Here is a 19,408-nt window from a genome sequence, read left to right on the forward strand (position 1 = left end):
CATGAAAAAAATGAACCTCTTAATTCTAGTTTTGATATCGATTTTCTTCACGGGTTGTGAGGAAGTGGTCGATGTTAATTTAGATACTGCTCCACCAAAATTAGTAATCGAAGCCGCTATAAACTGGCAGAAACAAACCACAGGAAAACAACAAACTATAAAGCTGACCACTACAACAGGTTACTTTCAAAATGTTATTCCAACTGTTTCGGGAGCAACCATATTTATAAAAAACAGTAAGAACATACAATTTAACTTTAGCGAAGTTCCTAAAACCGGGCGATATGTGTGCTCGAATTTTATTCCGGTAATTGACGAGACGTACACGCTAACTGTGATTTCGGGCGGTATTACCTATACGGCTACGGAAACCATGAAATCGGTTGCACCCATTACCCGAATCGAACAAAATAACCAAGGTGGTTTTACAGGAAAAGACATTGAGACCAGGGCTTACTTTAATGATCCCGCCGATGCAGATAATTTTTATCTCTTTAAATATGTATATTCAAACAAAATTACATCAAAGTACTACGTTACAGAAGACAAGTTTTTTCAGGGAAATGAATATTTTAGCACATCCGATGATGACGACTTAAAGATTGGAGACGAAATCGAAATGACACATTACGGTATCTCAAAACAATACTACAATTATATGAGCATTCTGGTAAGTATTGCGGGGAATAATTCTGGCGGACCTTTTCAGTCTCCACCCGCAACCGTAAGAGGAAATATTATCAATACTGTCGATAAAGCAAACTATCCGTTAGGTTATTTTTCGCTTAGTGAAACCGATTACAAAAAATACAAAATTAAATAACCCGCAAAAAATGGAAGCCAGAATTCAGATTTTACACGAGAAGAAACTAATTGGGAAGTACGTTACAATGTCATTTTTGGAAAACAAAACCCATCAATTATGGAGTTCTTTTATGCCAAAACGAAAAGAAATTAAGAATACAATCAACGCCAATTTGTATTCTCTGGAAGTTTTTCCAAACGCACATTTTGATAATTTTGATCCGGGCAATACTTTCGAAAAATGGGCCGCAGTTGAAGTCTCTGAATTTGATAAGGTACCACGGGAAATGAAATCTTTGGTAATTCCTGAGGGATTGTATGCCGTTTTTGTACATAAAGGACCTCAAAGCGAAGGCCACAAAACCTATCGTGAAATTTTTGTAGATTGGCTTCCAAATTCTGTATATATGGTAGATGAAAGGCCTCATTTTGCTGTAATGGATGAAAAATACAAAAAAGAAGATCCCGATTCTGAAGAAGAAATCTGGATTCCGATAACCCATAAAGCCTAAAATCATGTTGATCGAAACCTTAAAATTGCTTTTTAACAGAGACCTGAACAAATTAAAAATTGAAATCGAATCGTATCAAAACGAAAATCAGATTTGGGCAATTGCACCGGGCATTTCCAATTCAGCCGGAAATCTTTGTTTGCATCTAATAGGAAACCTAAACACCTATATTGGAGCCGAATTAGGAAAAACAGGTTATGTACGCGATCGCCCTTTAGAATTTTCATTGAAAGATATTCCCCAATCAGAATTAATCCGTAAAATCGAAGACACTATTTTGGTTGTTAACAATGCTCTCGACCGTTTAATCGAAGCTGATTTAGAACAAACCTATCCACAAATTGTTTTCGAAAAACAAATGACAACGGGCTTCTTTTTAGTACATCTATCTACCCATTTAGCCTATCATTTAGGGCAAATCAATTACCACCGCAGATTAGTTTTTTAAGTTTTCAGTCGCAGTGTTCAGTTGCAGTGTTCAGTTGCAGTGTTCAGTCGCAGTGTTCAGTCGCAGTGTTCAGTCGTGGTCGCAGTACCGGTTTTCTGAATACTGTAAACTGAGACTATAAACTGAGACTGAATACTGAATACTGAATACTGAATACTGTGACTATAAACCGAGACTAAACACTAACTTTTGTACATTTGCGACACATTTCAAATCAAAAAAATAAATGTCTTCACACCATATCGTACGCGACGACCAGGAACCCGCTTTAATTATTGCCAACGGAGCAGCATGCAACCCAGAGTTATTAGGACAATTACTAGAATGGTCACCACTCGTTATTGTACTAGATTCGGCCATAGAGAGAGTAATTGAACTGGGTATAAAAGTCGATGTTCTTCTGGGCGATTTCGACCGTGGTTTTGATCCTGAAATTTACAAAACGACACAATACCCTATCGAAATTGTTCATACACCAGATCAGGACAAAACCGATTTGGAGAAAGCTTTTGATTATTTAATCGATCGGAAGATCCCTGCTGTAAATGTTGTCTGGGCCACCGGAAAACGTGCAGACCATACCATTACCAATATTACCAACATTGCCCGTTACCGCGATTTGCTTAAAATTGTTATTCTTGACGATCATTCAAAAGTATTTTTACTGCCCCGTAAATTCGAGAAATGGTATACCGCAAAAACTCCCATTTCATTGATTCCGATTGGGATTGTTGACGGAATTTACTCTACCAATTTGCTCTATCCTCTTATAAACGATACCTTAACAATTGGCTACAGAACCGGAAGCAGTAATTCTGTTCTTCAGGATGGTTTAGTAACAATTACCCACACCAATGGTGATTTGCTGTTGATGGAATGCATGGATTAATTTTACAAGACGTTTCCTAAGAAAGGAATACCTATCTTTGCACGGAAATTTACAAAAATGAAAGCAACAGACAATTCCGAAAAAAACAATTTACATCCTCGAAATCTTCATCGTTCGCGTTATGATTTCGAACTTCTTATCGCGAATTGTCCTGAGTTAAAAGCACAGGTTGCCGTAAACATTCATGGAATTGAAACTATTGATTTCAGTAACCCTCTTTCAGTAAAACTACTGAACAAAGCTTTACTACAAACCTATTACGACATACAAAACTGGGATATTCCTAAAAACTATCTTTGTCCGCCCATTCCCGGAAGAACGGATTACATTCATTATCTGGCCGATTTACTAGCCGAAACCAACAACGGAAATATTCCGCAAGGAGCATCAGTTTTAGGTTTAGATGTCGGTACAGGTGCAAATTGTATCTATCCTATTTTAGGAAATGCAATTTACGACTGGAGTTTCGTAGGAACAGATATTGATGAAAAAGCGATCGAAAATTGCAGTAAAATTATTGAAGCCAACCCAAAACTGATTGAGGCCATAAGCCTTCAGCAACAAACAGAATCCCGCTTTATTTTTAAAAATATCATCACCCCCGAAGATCGTTTTACTTTTACGATGTGTAACCCACCTTTTCATTCTTCGGCCGAAGATGCTAATCAAAGTACTGTTCGTAAGGTTTCGAATTTAAATCCAAAGGAAAAGAAAACAGTAAATCCTGTTCTAAACTTTGGAGGCCAAAATGCTGAATTATGGTGCGATGGAGGCGAAATAGGTTTTGTAACTCAAATGATTTATGAAAGCGCCAGATATGCCATGCAGTGTTTATGGTTTACCACACTGGTTTCAAAAAGAGACAATCTTTCCAGTATTTATAAAACATTAAACAAAGTAAATGCAGCTTCTATCAAAACAATCGATATGGCACAGGGACAAAAAACAAGCCGAATTGTAGCCTGGACTTTTTTAAGTGAAGCACAGCAAAAGGGCTGGAAGTCTGAAAACGCCTAACATTGAAATTCTAATACTTTAAAATTAAATCCTGATAATCTTAGGGTTTACATTTTTTGTACCTTTAAAGTAATTTGAATTTTATTCCTATGCCAAAATTTTTCTTCAGCTTAACAATATTGTTTTTGCTTGCAAGTTGCGCTTCTTCCAAAAAAGCGAAATTTGACGATTATGTTTTTAAAACAAAAAGCGAAAATCAAGCTTACATAGATTCTTACAATCAGGCTTTGAAACTTTGGGATATCCCCTATACTGAAGAAAACATAAAAACAACTTACGGAACTGCTCATGTGATTGTTGCAGGGCCAAAAAACGGCAAGGATCTCGTATTACTCCATGGAATGGACGCAAGTTCTACCATGTGGTATCCCAACATAAAAGCGCTCTCCAAAAAACATCGCATTTATGCAATTGATTTTATAATGGAACCCGGAAAGTCGACTTTGACCTCTAAGTCTCTTTCCTCAGAAGAAATTATTATCTTATACAACGAAATTTTCGATCACTACAAATTAAAGAAATTTGATCTCATAGGAGCATCACGTGGTGGCTGGATTGCAACATTATTAGCTGCCCAAAAAGGAAATTCTATCGATAAAATAGTATTATTAAGCCCCGCACAAACTTTTAAATTTATAGATAAAGTCGGAAAAACAACTTCCGCCCTAATGTTGAAGCTTTTCCCAAATGAAAAGAAATTCGAAAAAACCCTGAAAACTTTTTCTACTCATCCCGAAAAGATCAGTCCTGTTTACAAAAAGCAATTCTATCTGGCCAATAAATATGGAAAATCAAATTCAAGCATGTTCAGAATGCACCCTTTTTCAGATGATGAACTGAAATCAATCACTAACCCGGTTTTGATTTTAATTGGAGATCGCGATGTCATCAATTCAGAAGAAAGTTTAGAAAGAGCGAAAAAGTTTTTAATCTATAGTCAGACAAAAATAATATCAGATGCAGGGCATTTTCTATCAATCGATCAATCCAAAATAGTGAATGACGCTATGATTGACTTCCTAGAATAGATAAAGACATAGTCCTTGCAAAAAAATCACTGTAAATCTAACCCGTTTGATTCGTGCTTTTTTTTTAGTTTTTATATAGAATCCAAACTTTGTATCTTTACAAAACTAATCTTTCATCGTCCAAAAATGAATTTCCAAGTATCCTCTGAATACAGTCCAAAAGGTGATCAGCCGCAAGCAATTGAAAAACTTTCACAAGGCATTATTGATGGTGAGAAATATCAAACTCTGTTAGGGGTTACGGGATCCGGAAAAACCTTTACAGTAGCTAATGTCATTCAGGAAGTTCAGAGACCAACTTTGGTTTTGGCCCACAACAAAACGTTAGCTGCCCAGTTGTATTCCGAATTCAAGCAATTCTTTCCCAATAATGCTGTAGAATACTTTGTTTCTTACTACGATTATTATCAGCCGGAAGCTTTTATGCCAGTTAGCGGAGTGTTCATTGAGAAAGATCTGTCCATCAATGAGGAGCTGGAAAAAATGCGTTTGAGTACTACGTCTTCCCTGCTTTCAGGACGTCGTGATATTTTAGTCGTAGCTTCGGTTTCCTGCTTGTATGGTATTGGAAATCCTGTTGAATTTCAAAAAAACGTCATTGAAATATCGAGAGATCAGGTCATCTCCCGAACTAAATTATTACATAGCCTCGTTCAGAGTTTATACTCCAGAACAGAGGCAGATTTTACTCCCGGAACATTCAGAATCAAGGGAGATACAGTAGAAGTATATCCAAGTTATGCTGATGATGCCTTTAGAATTCATTTCTTTGGTGATGAAATCGAGGAAATAGAGTCCTTTGATGCCAAGACTTCTCAAGTCATTGAAAAATTCCAACGACTGACGATTTACCCTGCCAATATGTTTGTGACCTCTCCTGATGTTTTACAAAATGCTATTTGGGAAATCCAGCAGGATTTGGTCAAACAAGTCGATTATTTTAAAGAAATAGGAAAACATCTGGAAGCAAAACGTCTGGAAGAACGTACCAATTTTGATTTAGAAATGATTCGCGAATTAGGATATTGCTCCGGAATTGAGAACTACTCAAGATACCTTGACGGAAGAGAAGCCGGAACCCGTCCTTTCTGTTTGCTAGACTACTTCCCAAGTGATTATCTGATGGTAGTCGACGAAAGTCACGTGACAATTTCACAGGTTCACGCTATGTACGGAGGTGACCGTAGCCGAAAAGAAAATCTGGTGGAATACGGTTTCCGTTTGCCAGCCGCAATGGACAACCGACCTTTGAAATTTGAAGAATTTGAAGCCATGCAGAATCAGGTAATCTACGTATCTGCGACACCTGCCGATTATGAACTACAGAAAACAGACGGAATTTATGTAGAACAAGTCATTCGTCCAACCGGATTATTAGATCCAATTATTGAAATTAGACCCAGTTTGAATCAGATTGATGATTTGATCGAAGAAATTCAGGTTCGCTGCGAATTAGACGAAAGAGTTCTGGTAACTACTCTGACAAAAAGAATGGCCGAGGAACTTGCCAAATATTTGACTAAAGTAAACATTCGTTGTCGCTATATACACTCCGATGTAGATACTTTAGAGCGTATCGAAATCATGCAGGATTTGCGTAAAGGTATTTTTGATGTTCTAATTGGAGTAAACTTACTTCGTGAAGGATTGGATTTACCTGAAGTTTCACTTGTTGCTATTTTAGATGCTGATAAAGAAGGCTTTTTAAGAAGTCACAGATCACTTACACAAACTATTGGTCGTGCCGCAAGGAACCTGAACGGAAAAGCAATTATGTATGCCGATAAGATTACGGCGAGTATGCAAAAAACGATTGACGAAACCAATTATCGCAGAGCCAAACAGATCAATTTTAATACTGAAAATAATATTACCCCTCAGGCCTTAAACAAAAAAATCGACAGTGCTTTTACTAAAAATCCACTGGTGGAATATGAATTAGGACATACTTTACCGACAGCAGCAGAACCTGAAACCGTTTATTTATCTAAACCGGAACTGGAAAAAATGATTCGTGAAAAACGAAAATCAATGGAGAAAGCAGCAAAAGAACTGGACTTTTTACAAGCTGCGAAACTACGTGACGATATTAAAAAACTTCAGGAACAACTGCCTTAAACACATCATTTTAAAATAACGTACAAAAAAATAAAAGAAGAATTTATTCTTAAAATTATTTAAGAAATATTTTATAAGGAATTTCAAATTCACTAGTTTTAACAAAAATTTTAAACTCTGAAATGAAATATCTTTTATTCCTTTTTACTTTTTTTGGTTTCAACACTCATGCTGTCGCACAATCTGAAAATAACGATTTTTGGAATAAAGAAATAGAAAATTCTTCGGACATTATAAAACCAAATATTCTTTCTAATCATCCCTTAGGAATTTATATTTCGAGGTTAAATCACAGTTTTAATGTTCGTTCTCCTGACAAATACTCTTTTTCATTTGAAGTTTCGAGCGGTAATGTTGTTCTTCCTTATGTTAAATCATACGAATTAACAGATCCTAACGACCAAAAAATAGCCAAAAATTTGCCTTGGCATACACGGGAGTTTTCTTTCGATTTAAATAAAGTTCCTGCCAATACTAAAGAGTTTTTTGCAGATGGAGTTATTCGATCGTATCGATTCACTTTTACTTTACCCATCACGGTTCACCACGAACTTAATTTCGGTTTGCGAATGAATTCTCTCGATGGTGGAAAATATCCCTACTCAATTTTTACTTCGGATGAAACAATCGAATGGTTTCACAGTAATATTGCTGGTGGCGAAGATCCGTTTTCACGTCGACATTATGGTCTCAATAAAGCCGGAATCTCATATAAGGACGAAAACGATAAGGTTCTGACAATGAATAATGGCAATTTTACCATTCCCGGAATTGATATCAATTACAACTATTATCCCAAATTAGAAATGAATGAAAAGCATCATATCTATCTGAATTTCGGAACGCAACTTGGCATTAACACTTCCAAATATAATCCTGTAGCTGATTTTGGAGTTTCTGCTTCTATTCTGAAAAAGAAAATCATTAAAAACAAAAACATTCTAAGTTTTGGTGCCAGCGCAGGAGTTTTACGACAGCATTTTTTAGAATATGGCGACCGTGTAAACATCAGCAGTCAGAATTTCTTTTATAGTTTTGAAGGTCTTATTGATTATAAGGTAAAACTCAAAAACAACAACCGTATTTCGTATGGCATTAATTATAATTTTCAGACTTCTTATAACAAAAAAAATGAGCGGGATTATATCGTTCTGACGGGAGAAAGAATAAATACCCATTGGCAAAAAACGATCTCTCATTTATACGAAAACTTAGAAGGATGGAATTTTATCTGTACCTACTCTACAAAAAGATTTTCTTATTTTATATACTTCAGAGAAGATTTAAATTTAGACAATGCGCCCGATTTTCAAACCGGTATAGGTTTAAAAATGTCTATTAAAAAAGGCTAACCTTCTTTGTTTTAAATGGCATCGGCTTCGTTCAAACGATCAAAACTGTTGTAAAACTAATTGTGCTGTTCCTGAAAAACTTTCAATAAAACTTTGGGGTCAATTATAGCGTTTGGCGCATTTTTCATTAAATCTAAAACACGTCTGGTAGCGTTTGGATTCAATCCCATTTCAATGGAAATTTGCTGTATGGCTTTTGCTTCTTTTTCATGCAAAATACCGTCACAATACATAATCAATGCCAGTCTGTAAAATTGCTGAATGCGCTGAAACTCCGATTTTATAACAGTACCAGCGCTTTCCTGATGAAATAAATCACGGAAAACATCCGGACCAATATTGAGCTCCTGGGCTACCAGCCACAAAAAATCATACTCTCTCTTATGCAACTGCCCGTCAACGGTAGAAAAAGCAATCATTTCTAAAAGTAAACTTCTCTTTTCTGTTTCGGTATTCATCAATTTATTATTTTTAGCTAAAATATTGTTTTTAAATCTAAAACGCAACAGTACTCATGATTAGGAGATTTTTCTTTTTTAGTTTCTTATGGGTAATGGTTATCGCCAGCGCACAGATCAATACTGCATCCAAAAACGTATCGACTTTTACGATTGAAGCCCCTCAATTAAAAACAACCAAAAAAATATTGCTTTATCTTCCTGATGGTTATTCGGCTACAGCCAAAAAGAGATACTCCGTGATGTATATGCACGATGCTCAAAATTTGTTTGACGCCAAAACCTCGTATGCAGGCGAATGGAATGTAGACGAAAAACTGGATAGTCTTAAAGCACCCGTAATTGTAGTGGGTATTGAACACGGAAATGACAACCGTTTAAACGAATTGACGCCCTATAAAAATGAAAAATATGGTGGAGGAAATGCCGATAACTATCTCGATTTTATTGTAAAAACCTTAAAACCGTATATCGACCAGAATTACAAAACAAAAACCAAGGCAAAAAACACCCTTATTATGGGAAGTTCGCTTGGCGGATTAGTTTCGTATTACGCCTTGTTAAAATACCCGGAAACCTTTGGAAAAGCAGGCATATTCTCACCATCCTTCTGGTTTTCAAATGACATTTATACATTAACAGCACAAACTCCTAAAATCAAAACCAAAATTTATTTTTTATGCGGAGACAAAGAAAGCGATGATATGGTGAAAGATATGACAAAAATGGAGCGTTTATTAGATACGAAACGCTGTTATTGTCTCCATCTGACTAAATCTAAAATTGTAAAAGGGGGTGAACATAATGAAAAACTTTGGCGTGATGGTTTTACAAAAGCTATAATCTGGCTGGGGTATTAACTAAAAAAACAGACTTATGGAATTAATTTTAAGAGAATACAATCTAAAACTCAAACATACTTTTACCATTTCCAGAGAATCGATTGATTTTCAGCCTTCACTGATTGTGGAGCTTAAAAGCGATGGCTTTTCAGGTTTTGGAGAAGCCACTTCAAATCCCTATTACAAAACAACTGTTCCGGTAATGATTCAGGATTTAGAAAAAATCAGAAACATTATCGAAAACACAGCAGATGAAACTCCTGAAATTTTCTGGACCAAAATCTATCCGTATTTAAAGAATGACATGTTTGCTTTATGTGCGTTAGACATGGCTTATAACGACCTGTATGCACGCAAAAAAGGCAAAAAACTATACGATTTATGGAATTACACTATTAATCGAAATCCCATGACAGATTACACAATTGGTATTGCTTCTATAGAAAAAATGGTTTCGAAAATGCAGGAGCTTCCCTGGCCTATTTACAAAATTAAACTGGGTACCAAAGAAGACATTGCTATTGTAAAAGAGCTTCGAAAACATACCGATGCCATTTTCAGAATCGATGCCAATTGCGGTTGGGATGTTGAGGAAACCATAAACAACGCCATTGAGCTCAAAAAACTAGGTGTAGAATTCCTCGAACAGCCCATGAAAGCCAATGACTGGGAAGCCCATAAGGAAGTTTTTAAACATTCGGTCTTACCTGTAATAGCCGACGAAAGCTGCATTATTGAAGAAGATGTCGCCAAATGTTTCAACCATTTTCATGGCGTAAATGTAAAACTTGTAAAATGCGGAGGTCTGACTCCCGGAAAACGCATGATCGAAGAAGCCAAAAAATTAGGACTCAAAACGATGGTGGGCTGCATGACCGAATCGACTGTGGGAATCTCGGCTATTGCTCATTTGCTGCCTCAGCTGGATTATGTGGATATGGATGGAGCCCTACTTCTAGCCGAGGATATTGCGACCGGTGTAACGATAAAAAATGGTGTAATTCATTATTCTAAGCTTAACGGAACTGGAGTTACTTTAATCTAATTATTATGAACGTCGATCAATTTCCAGACAGAATCATCGAAATCAATCAGGAACACTATTTGTATTTTGGAGGAACGGCTTATTTGGGATTACCTACAAACAAAGCTTTTCAGGATTTGGTCATTAAAAATATACTGAGATGGGGAACTACTTACGGCAGCTCCCGCAATGCCAATATAAAACTAACGGCTTATGAAAATGGTGAGGCTTTTCTCGCCCGTCACATACAGGCCGAAAGTGCTGTTACGGTATCATCGGGAATGCTGGCCGGAAAATTGGTCATCGAACAATTATATAAAACCACTGATTGTTTCTTTCATTTTTCAGACTTGCATACTGCAATTAAAACACCTAATAGTTTACCCGTATTTTTAAATAACCAAATAAATCCGCGTTTACTGGATGCTAAAGCAGAAAAAATCAGCATTCTTACTGACGGAGTTCCCTCACATCAAACCAAAGCCGTTGATTTATCCCTCTTAAAAGAAATCCCCAATCATAAAGAAATCACTTTACTTATTGATGAATCCCATTCGCTTGGAGTTTTGGGAAAAAATGGTTGTGGAATTTATTCCTATACTGACCTTCCAATTGAACGTAAAATTATGGTTTCGTCTTTAGGAAAAGCAATGGGGTTAAGCGGCGGCGTCATTGCCAGTGATGTTTCTTTCATTAATCAGATCAAAAATTCGGATACTTTTATTTCAGCTGCCGGAATGAATCCCGCTTTTGTTCAGACACTGGCCGATGCATCGGAAATTTATCGTGTTCAGCATCAAAAATTAATGGAGAATCTACATTATCTGGATACAAAACTTATCAAAAGTGAGCATATAAAATTTGATAAAACGTATCCTTTGATTTATTTAGAAGATGAAAATCTAATCGAAATACTGGAAGCAAATAAAATTATTATTGCCAATTTCAAATACCAAAAAGACACGGCTCCTCTAAATCGAATTGTGATCACAGCCAATCATCTTCCCGAAGATCTGGATAAATTAATAAATATCTTAAACGAAAATAGCCAGAACAGGAAATAAAAAGGTTGCCACGAATTTCACTAATTTTCACTAATTAAATTTAAACGCAATCCAATTTGCGAAAATTCGTGGCAAAAAAACTTCGCCCAGCTCAAAAAATCGCAATCCAATTTGGTAAAACAATCACACTAAAGATGTTTAGACCAAGTAATTGAAGTTTTGAATCAAAGCAGCAGCTTATAAAAAAACGGCTCTGATTTTTTGATCAGAGCCGCTTTCGTTTTTATTTATCCCACCAAACCGGTGTGACCATTGATTTAAAGTTTAATTCATAATTTGCTTTATTCGCGTTTCTTTCGTTAGTAGAATAAATAAATCGTCTTATCCATTTTCCTCCATTAGCAGGATCAGCAGCTTTTGGCAGGGCTAATCCCGGAAAAACGTTTGTAGAAAAATCATATCTTCTGTAATCATTAAATGTTTCGCAGTTCAAATAGAGTACTATATTTTTTTGCCTCATAATATCTTTCAATTGTAAACTAGCGGCACCTTTATTAATAGAAGCATCTCCTAAATAAGCATTTTTATCAGGACCGGAAACTCCCAATTTATCCATATTTGCCCCAATAGCATCCATATAGGCGCTATACCCTGTTGCATTTGTTCCGGTACTTGTCGCATTACCTCCATTTAAAATAAATTGTGCTTCAGCCTGCATTAGTTTAACTTCAGAAAAGGACAAAATAACAACTGGTGAATCTATTTTTGAATAATAAGAATACAGCCCTATTTTAGCATTAGGTGCCGGTGTTCCTTTTGATCCCTGGCCAGGTTCTCCACCAATATAATTCCCCGGAACATTAGGATTTGGATCTTTAGGATTCACAACCCCATCTGTTACAGGATAACTTCTAAGATCAATCAGTAATGGCATTCTGGGATCCATCGTTACCGTTTTAAAAGTAAATGTACTTCCGTTCATAAAACCAATAAATTGTTTAGTTATCAAATAAGATGCATTTCCGGTATTAAGTCCTAATTGGTTATTATACCACGGATTTGTCTGTACTTTATTGTAAATCAATTGAAAGTCATCTGCATTGGAGGTTATTCCTTTTGCCAAATAAGAAACTACTGTACTGGCAGCAGTTGTTGCATTAATTTTTGATAAGTGCAGTGCATATCTCGCTTTAAAGCTATAGGCGGCTTTTATCCATTTTTCAACATTTCCGCCATAAACAAGGTCTTCTTTTCCCGGAGCAAAAGAGGATGTGTTAGGAGCCGATAAATTGGCAATTCCCTGATCTAACAGGTTGTTTATACCTTTGTAGACCTCTTCCTGGCCGTCATATTCCGGCTTAAAATTCTGTGCTGCCAAAGACGCCTGCGAAAAAGGTATATCTCCGTACAGATCCGTCAACAATCCAAAATTTACTGCTTGTAAAATTTGAACAATGCCCTTGTAATGTGATGATTTTGTTTCATCAGCTTTATCGGCTACTTCTTTCAGATTTCCTAAAGCCTTTACATACGCAGAAGACCAATAACTATCTAAGGATTCTTCGTAATGATTGTCTACCCCTACTGACGAATTAAGTGCTGAGGAAGTATATTGCGTTAGCAAAGAAACTCTGGTCGCAGCAGCATACTGAGCATCAAATGTATAGTAAATTGCAGGCCCCAATAAATCTTTTAGATTCTTATTCGCATCAGGTATTACATTTCCTGGTGTATTTATATCAAAATAATCATCGCTACAGCTATAAGTTGTCAGGACAATGCTTATTATCAAGAATGTTTTGATTATATTTTTCATCTTTTATAAATTAAAATCCTAGATTAATACTAAATGAATATGATTGTGTAAGCGGAGTGGTCAAACCTGTAAATCCGTAAACATTGGTACCGGCACTGTAGCTGGAACCTTCCGGATCGAAACCATCAAATGGTGTCCAAATCAAAAAATTACTACCCGATACGGTAAAAGACAAATTAGAAACACCAATGGTTTTTAATGCTTCTTTGGTCATGTTATAAGTAACCGACACATTTCTAAGCTTAAACCAGGAGGCATCCTGTATAAGAGCATCTGCAGCTGTATTATAAATCGTATTGTTGTAATAATTGTTGCGTAACGATTTATTTATGGGGATATCATTAGGCACATATCCTCCCGCTCCATCAGATTTTACACCGTCTAAAACGGCAGTTTCGCTTCTGTCAGCCGTAACTCCCAGAACACCATTTCTAATTCCATTTCTTCTGGCTGTATCATACGCATCTCCGCCTTTTTTATATTCCAGCAAAAAACCGATATCAAAATTTTTAATTTTGATCGTATTGTTTAGAGTAGCTACCCAGTCTGGAAAAGCCTCACCAATCTTGCCTATTGCTATGGCTCCCGTACTTGTTTTATTAAAAACAGGCAATCCGTTTGCACCAATCACTACTTTACCGTCTACTCGTTGCCAGGACTGGCCATAAAGTGTTCCCGCTGCATCGCCCAAACGTACTTGTGAAGTTATATTGGTAGCCTGAGAGTCATATCCGAAAATAATATTTTCAAAAGGCAGTTCTGTAACTTTAGTTTTATACTGTGTAAAATTTAGCGTAGATGTCCAACTAAACTTTGGATTTTTAAACCAATCTGCACCTAAAGTCAATTCGTTTCCTGTTGTTTTTAAAGATCCCCCATTGTCCCAAAATGCAGTAATTGAAGAGGATTGTGGCACGATTCTTTGAATAATCTGATCATCACTAACTCTGTTAAAATAAGTATATTCCAATCGTATTCTATCTCTAAAAAAACGTAAATCTGTCCCTATTTCCCAAGTCGATATAATTTCGGCTTTCAAATTTGGATTGGCATCAACAGATGTAGCAGATACTCCTCCAACTCCGTTGAATGGAAAGTTTACATCTTTTATATTTTTTCTAAAGATCGCAAACGGAGGCGTTTTTCCGCTTTGTGCCCAAGATGTTCTTAATTTTCCATAAGACAAAATAGATTTGTTCTGGTCTATCAGATCTCCAAAAAGAAAAGACAAATTCGCAGAATAATAATCAAATTTATTATTCTTTATCGGCAAAGTAGATACCTGATCGTATCGCCCCGTAACACCCAGATAAATAATTTCTTTATAATCTGTTTTTGCTTCAAAAAAGTTTCCCACGTTTCTTACCCGCTCTTCACCCGAATTATAAGCAAACAAATTGGTCGCATTAGAAATATTATTAAAATCTGTAATAAAAATCCCTTCTCCTCTTACATTTGAATAGGTGTTTTTGGTATCCAAAATTTGATTTCCTAAGGTAAGGGTGGTATTAAAATTTCCAAATTTTTTATTGGCCGTAATCACAAAACTGGAATTGAGTCCCGTAAAACCAATATTTTCATCCAGAATAAAACCATTTACGGCTGTTCCCACATCAAGATTAGCAGGAACATATCTGTTTCTCGTTTCAGAATAATTATCTACACTAGCTCTATACACAAAGTTCAACCATGAAGTTGCCTGATAATTAAAATCGGCCGAAGCAATAATACGATTTACATCATCTTTTAAATTACTTACAGAAGTAAAATATCTTGGCTGATCGATAATACCATTTGTATAATCTTTTTCTTTACCGGCAGCGGTAAGATAATCATTTACATCAATAGAGGGTGACCAATAGGCCAGAGAACTCATAACCGATTTGTCTCCATTATTAGATCTTATACCTCCGGATTTTGTGTAAGCAAAAGAAGACCCTATTTTAAATTTATCAGAAATCTGATACCCTCCATTTGCTTTGAAAGTTTTTCTTTGGTAAGAAGTGTTTGGTACAATACCATCATCTTTACTGGTAGAAGCAGATACAAAATAATTGATTTTCTCTGTTCCTCCGCTTACACTCACACCTAAATTTTGAGTCACACCCGTTTTAAAGAAATCTTTATAAAAATTTCTGTATTTAATTCCTGCACCATCTGAACTGGAATATTCCGGTCCAAAACTCCAGAATCCTCCCGGGCTTGCAGGATTTACCCATTCAAAACCACTGGGGTTATCCGATACGGTACTTTTTACATAAGAAGCTCCGTTTAGACCTTCTCTATATTTGGATTGCAGCTCCGGATAATGATTTACCTCACTAAAAGAAATGCTGGAATTGATATTAATTTTTGGTTTTCCTTCTTTTCCTTTTTTAGTAGTGATAATAATCACACCATTACCAGCCAAAATACCATACAATGCTGTAGCACCGGCTCCTTTAAGCACAGTATAGCTTTCGATATCCTCTGGATTAATATCTATTGCTCTGTTAGAAAATGAAAACTGTTCTCCGCTACTCACTGAATTAGAGCCTTTTGAGGGAGCTACATTTCCTATAGCCGTAGAATTATTTACAGGGTTACCATCAATAATTATCAAAGGTTGATTATTATTAGATGGATCTAAAGAAGAAACACCACGAATAACAATATCTACACCTGCGCCAACTCCTCCGGAAGTTTTACTTATGGTTACTCCCGCTACTCCTCCTTGCAAACTCTCAAGAGCATTTAATTGGCCCGGTCTTTCGATATCCGAAGCTTTCAAAGTCTGGCTGGCATAACCCAAAGATTTTGTTTTATTTTTTATACCAAAAGCAGTTACCGTCACTGCATCCAACTCTTTGGAATCCGGATTCATCTTTACATTCAAAATACTTCCTGTTACGGTAGCTTCATTCATTTTGTACCCAACGAACGAAAATAGCAGGATTGATCCTTTATTTACGCTAATGGCAAAATCCCCGTCTAAACCTGAAGTAGCAGTATTGGATGTTCCTTTTTCCAGGATATTTACACCTGGCATTGAAACTCCCCTCTCATCTGTTACGCTTCCTTTTACCGTTATTTTTTGTGCAAACAGTATGCCTGAAGCAAGTAAGAACAAAACGAAGGAAAAGGTGAAATTCTTTTGTTTCATAAAAATTTAGTTAAAAATGGTTAATAATTTGGTTTGTTAGACCCGTAATTTAACACTTTATTTCACTAAATATCCTTTTTTACACCAAAAACTTAAAGGTATTTCTTATAAATACCCTTTTAAGCAAAAAACAGCTAAAACCACATCACTAGCAAATTAATTAACTAATTCCATGAATTTTCACTAATTAAATTTGAACGCAATACAATTTGCGAAAATTCATGAAATTCGTAGCAAAAAAACTTCGTCTCACTCAATAAATTGCAATCAAATTACATTTAAAACGTACCTTTGTAAAAAATTAAACGATGACGAACAACGATATCCTAAAAAAACTTCGCGTGGCTTTGATGCTCCGTGACGACCAAATAGTAGAAATTTTAGAATTAGTAGATTTTAGAATTTCAAAATCAGAATTGGGCGCTTTTTTTAGAGCCGAAGATCATGAGAATTATATGGAATGTGGCGATCAGGTTTTGCGTAATTTCTTAAACGGACTGGTAATTCATTTAAGAGGAACAAAAGAGAACCCTAAAAACCCAAATGATGTTTTAGCCAAGCATAAAGCTGAAATCCCAAAGAAAGACAGTTCAAACCGACCAGAATTTAAAGCGGCTCCAAAAGATCCTGAAAGAGCGAGAGGCGATCAAAGTTCATCAAAATCAAGTTCGGCAGCCAGAAAACCTAAAAAGAAAGAGTTCCCAAAAGGCAACGGAAAACCAGTAGTGGTAGAAAAAGTAGTGTACAAAAACGGTAAGAATAAAAAGTAGTTTTTTTACCGCAAGGAGCGCAAGGATTTTTAATTATAAGAATCTATACAACCGCAAAGTTCGCAAAGCTTTATCTAAATATAGCTTTGCGAACTTTGCGGTTATTAAGCACAATCTAAGAAAAAACTTTGCTAACTTTGCGGTTATTAAGTACAATCTAGAAAAAAACTTTGCGAACTTTGCGGTTACTAAGCGCAACCTAAGAAAAAAACTTTTGCGCCCTTTGCGGTTAAAAACCACCATCAAAGTAAAACTATATCTTATTCTGATCAATTCGTTCGAAAAAAGCATCTTTAAAAGTAGCTCCAATTGGCAGTTCTTTACCATTGACAAAAACCGAGAAACTATCTGTCGATTCAATTTGTTTTAAAGCCACCACGTACGATTTATGTATCTGGACAAAATTTCTTTCGGGCAGCGATTCGATTACATTTTTTAAAGACGAATGCGTAATAATTTGCTGATTCAGCGTATGAATACAAACATAATTCTGAAGACTTTCTACATATAAAATCTCATCTAAAAACAACTTTATAAATTTATTTTTTCCGTCAGTTTTAATAAAAATAAAATCAGTCGAATTGTTATTCGATATAACTTCTGTTTTTGAGTCCCCATTTAGTTTGGAAACAGCCTGATAAAACCGTTCAAAAGCAATTGGTTTCAACAAATAATCAACAGCATTTAATTCAAATCCCTCCAAAGCAAAATCGGGATAAGCCGTTGTAAAAATTACTTTTATCTCTCTAGAAATGATTCTGGAAAGCTGCAAACCCGTTAGTTGCGGCATCTGAATATCCAGAAAAATAACATCAACACTATGTGTATTTAGAAATTCCAATGCTTTCAACGCATCATTAAAAACAGCTGTTTTTTCCAAAAAAGATACTTTCCCGATATAATTTTCCAGAATACGCGTTGCCGGCGGTTCATCATCAACAATGATACACTTCAATTTCATATTACTTTTTTAATGGTATTTTTAAATAAGTTTTAAAGGTATTCTTTTCTGCTATTTTCTCGAGTGTAAACTCACCTTTATAAGCATGCTCTAAACGTTTGTTAAGATTATCAAAACCAATTCCGGTTGAAGAATAATTTTCACCTGCACCATTATAGTTAAAGGTTGACAGCTCTAAAAAATTTTCTTTTATTACGATAGCAATAACCGCTTTCTCATCCTCTTTATTCAATTTTCCATGTTTGAAAACGTTCTCAATAAAATGCACCAGCACCGACGGAAGAATCTTTTCTGTTGAATAAGTCCCTTCAATTACAAAATCTAAATAAAGCTGATCTTCAAACCTTTTTTTCTGCAAATGAATATAGTTTTGTACAAATTGAATTTCTTTAGAAAGCAACACCTCATCCTTTTCCGTTTCTGTAATTACGTAACGCAGCAAATCCGAAAGTACTAAAATATCTGAAGCCATTTCATCTTCTTTCAAAACCAACTGACTGTAAAAGGAATTTAAAGTATTAAACAAAAAATGCGGACTCACCTGCGATTTCAACATTTGAAGTTCTGCCTTTTTATTTTCTAATACTAATTCCTGATTTTGTTTTTGCGTTTCCTGAAAATGAAAAAACAGATAAGCCAGACTACTCAAAATAACAGCGGGAAGCCCAAAGAAAAAATTATCCTTAATATAATAGCTTAACTCTCTGGTTTCTTTTGCATAATTATGAATTCCGGTAAGCTCATATAATATCACTTCCTGGACAAAATAACGTATTGCTGAAAAAATCAACAGGGAGACGGGAATACTCATCACAAAAAAAAGAATTTTCTTTTTGTTTAAAAACCATTTACAAAAAGTGTAAAAATTTAAAAAATAGACAATGAAGATTACCACTATAAAACTAATGTTAAACATAAAGGAAATCCTGTTGAATACAAGATCCAGATCCCGATTGTTAATCGCAATTTCCCAAAGGTTAAAGGTGATATACAAGCCCAGAAAAAGAAAGATATGATAAGACAATGGAATTTTTAGCTTCATAATAATGTTATTATCCTTTCAAAAATACAACTATGACTTCATATGAATACTACATTTATATAAAACCTATATTTTGGGTGACGAACCATCAAAAACGATACACCAAATTTTTCAACCGTAGATTCTCGATGTTTGTAATTTGAATTTTAGCGTTCATCAAAAACTAAAATTTCACCTGAAA

The 19,408-nt window shown here is 35.6% G+C and carries 17 protein-coding genes; 12 read left to right on the forward strand and 5 right to left on the reverse strand.

Annotated features, from left to right (window positions below; genetic code table 11):
• The first annotated feature begins 1 nt into the window (after position 1).
• The 8 genes from FLA105534_RS15560 to FLA105534_RS15595 all read left to right on the forward strand — a co-directional run bounded on the left by FLA105534_RS15560 (position 2) and on the right by FLA105534_RS15595 (position 8,168).
• Entirely contained in the window at positions 2 to 823 is an 822-nt protein-coding gene (locus FLA105534_RS15560; protein ID WP_173967034.1) for a DUF4249 domain-containing protein, read from the forward strand.
• A 10-nt stretch (positions 824 to 833) separates the two neighbouring features.
• Positions 834 to 1,316 carry a GyrI-like domain-containing protein gene (locus tag FLA105534_RS15565; protein WP_173967035.1) on the forward strand — a complete coding sequence of 161 codons (483 nt, stop codon included), beginning with the start codon at positions 834 to 836 and terminating at the stop codon, positions 1,314 to 1,316.
• A gap of 4 nt (positions 1,317 to 1,320) precedes the next feature.
• A complete protein-coding gene (locus FLA105534_RS15570; protein WP_173967036.1) occupies positions 1,321 to 1,764 on the forward strand; it encodes a DUF1572 family protein in 444 nt (147 codons plus the stop codon).
• Between the two features lie 226 nt (positions 1,765 to 1,990).
• Complete coding sequence (locus FLA105534_RS15575; protein WP_173967037.1) at positions 1,991 to 2,653, forward strand: thiamine diphosphokinase; 663 nt, start codon at positions 1,991 to 1,993, stop codon at positions 2,651 to 2,653.
• Between the two features lie 57 nt (positions 2,654 to 2,710).
• The gene (gene rlmF / locus FLA105534_RS15580; protein ID WP_173967038.1) at positions 2,711 to 3,670 is read left to right on the forward strand and encodes a 23S rRNA (adenine(1618)-N(6))-methyltransferase RlmF; all 960 of its coding nucleotides are present in this window, start codon (positions 2,711 to 2,713) and stop codon (positions 3,668 to 3,670) included.
• 89 nt (positions 3,671 to 3,759) lie between these two features.
• Positions 3,760 to 4,698 (forward strand): alpha/beta fold hydrolase, encoded by a 939-nt coding sequence (locus FLA105534_RS15585; protein WP_173967039.1) that lies wholly within the window; start codon positions 3,760 to 3,762, stop codon positions 4,696 to 4,698.
• A gap of 126 nt (positions 4,699 to 4,824) precedes the next feature.
• On the forward strand, positions 4,825 to 6,816 hold the full coding sequence (uvrB, locus tag FLA105534_RS15590; RefSeq protein WP_173967040.1) for an excinuclease ABC subunit UvrB: 1,992 nt from the start codon (positions 4,825 to 4,827) through the stop codon (positions 6,814 to 6,816).
• 122 nt (positions 6,817 to 6,938) lie between these two features.
• Positions 6,939 to 8,168, forward strand: coding sequence for a hypothetical protein (locus FLA105534_RS15595; protein WP_173967041.1), 1,230 nt, complete (start codon positions 6,939 to 6,941; stop codon positions 8,166 to 8,168).
• A 56-nt stretch (positions 8,169 to 8,224) separates the two neighbouring features.
• On the opposite strand, the gene FLA105534_RS15600 is transcribed toward FLA105534_RS15595, so the two are convergent.
• Positions 8,225 to 8,626: an excinuclease ABC subunit B gene (locus FLA105534_RS15600; RefSeq protein WP_173967042.1), complete on the reverse strand. Its 402-nt coding sequence runs from the start codon at positions 8,624 to 8,626 to the stop codon at positions 8,225 to 8,227.
• A 56-nt stretch (positions 8,627 to 8,682) separates the two neighbouring features.
• Here FLA105534_RS15600 and FLA105534_RS15605 point away from each other — a divergent pair, with 56 nt between their 5' ends.
• From FLA105534_RS15605 to FLA105534_RS15615, 3 genes are read left to right on the forward strand one after another with little or no spacing between them, the layout of a single operon-like run.
• The gene (locus tag FLA105534_RS15605; RefSeq protein ID WP_173967043.1) at positions 8,683 to 9,486 is read left to right on the forward strand and encodes an alpha/beta hydrolase; all 804 of its coding nucleotides are present in this window, start codon (positions 8,683 to 8,685) and stop codon (positions 9,484 to 9,486) included.
• A gap of 16 nt (positions 9,487 to 9,502) precedes the next feature.
• The gene (locus FLA105534_RS15610) at positions 9,503 to 10,513 is read left to right on the forward strand and encodes a dipeptide epimerase (RefSeq protein WP_173967044.1); all 1,011 of its coding nucleotides are present in this window, start codon (positions 9,503 to 9,505) and stop codon (positions 10,511 to 10,513) included.
• Between the two features lie 5 nt (positions 10,514 to 10,518).
• Positions 10,519 to 11,556: an aminotransferase class I/II-fold pyridoxal phosphate-dependent enzyme gene (locus FLA105534_RS15615; protein WP_173967045.1), complete on the forward strand. Its 1,038-nt coding sequence runs from the start codon at positions 10,519 to 10,521 to the stop codon at positions 11,554 to 11,556.
• 223 nt (positions 11,557 to 11,779) lie between these two features.
• Here the strand turns inward: FLA105534_RS15615 and FLA105534_RS15620 are convergent, their stop codons facing one another.
• Positions 11,780 to 13,312 (reverse strand): SusD/RagB family nutrient-binding outer membrane lipoprotein, encoded by a 1,533-nt coding sequence (locus FLA105534_RS15620; protein WP_173967046.1) that lies wholly within the window; start codon positions 13,310 to 13,312, stop codon positions 11,780 to 11,782.
• Positions 13,313 to 13,322: 10 nt separating this feature from the next.
• A complete protein-coding gene (locus tag FLA105534_RS15625; protein WP_173967047.1) occupies positions 13,323 to 16,454 on the reverse strand; it encodes a SusC/RagA family TonB-linked outer membrane protein in 3,132 nt (1,043 codons plus the stop codon).
• Positions 16,455 to 16,762: 308 nt separating this feature from the next.
• Between FLA105534_RS15625 and FLA105534_RS15630 the strand changes: the two genes are divergently transcribed.
• Positions 16,763 to 17,224, forward strand: coding sequence for a DUF1456 family protein (locus tag FLA105534_RS15630; RefSeq protein WP_173967048.1), 462 nt, complete (start codon positions 16,763 to 16,765; stop codon positions 17,222 to 17,224).
• A 253-nt stretch (positions 17,225 to 17,477) separates the two neighbouring features.
• Here FLA105534_RS15630 and FLA105534_RS15635 read toward each other — a convergent pair whose 3' ends face one another.
• Both FLA105534_RS15635 and FLA105534_RS15640 read right to left on the reverse strand, forming a co-directional pair.
• Positions 17,478 to 18,185 (reverse strand): LytR/AlgR family response regulator transcription factor, encoded by a 708-nt coding sequence (locus FLA105534_RS15635; protein WP_173967049.1) that lies wholly within the window; start codon positions 18,183 to 18,185, stop codon positions 17,478 to 17,480.
• Position 18,186: 1 nt separating this feature from the next.
• Positions 18,187 to 19,227, reverse strand: coding sequence for a sensor histidine kinase (locus FLA105534_RS15640; protein WP_173967050.1), 1,041 nt, complete (start codon positions 19,225 to 19,227; stop codon positions 18,187 to 18,189).
• Positions 19,228 to 19,408: the final 181 nt, after the last annotated feature.

It is taken from the genome of Flavobacterium collinsii (genome assembly GCF_902804485.1).
In the GTDB taxonomy this organism is placed as follows: Bacteria; Bacteroidota; Bacteroidia; order Flavobacteriales; family Flavobacteriaceae; genus Flavobacterium; species Flavobacterium collinsii.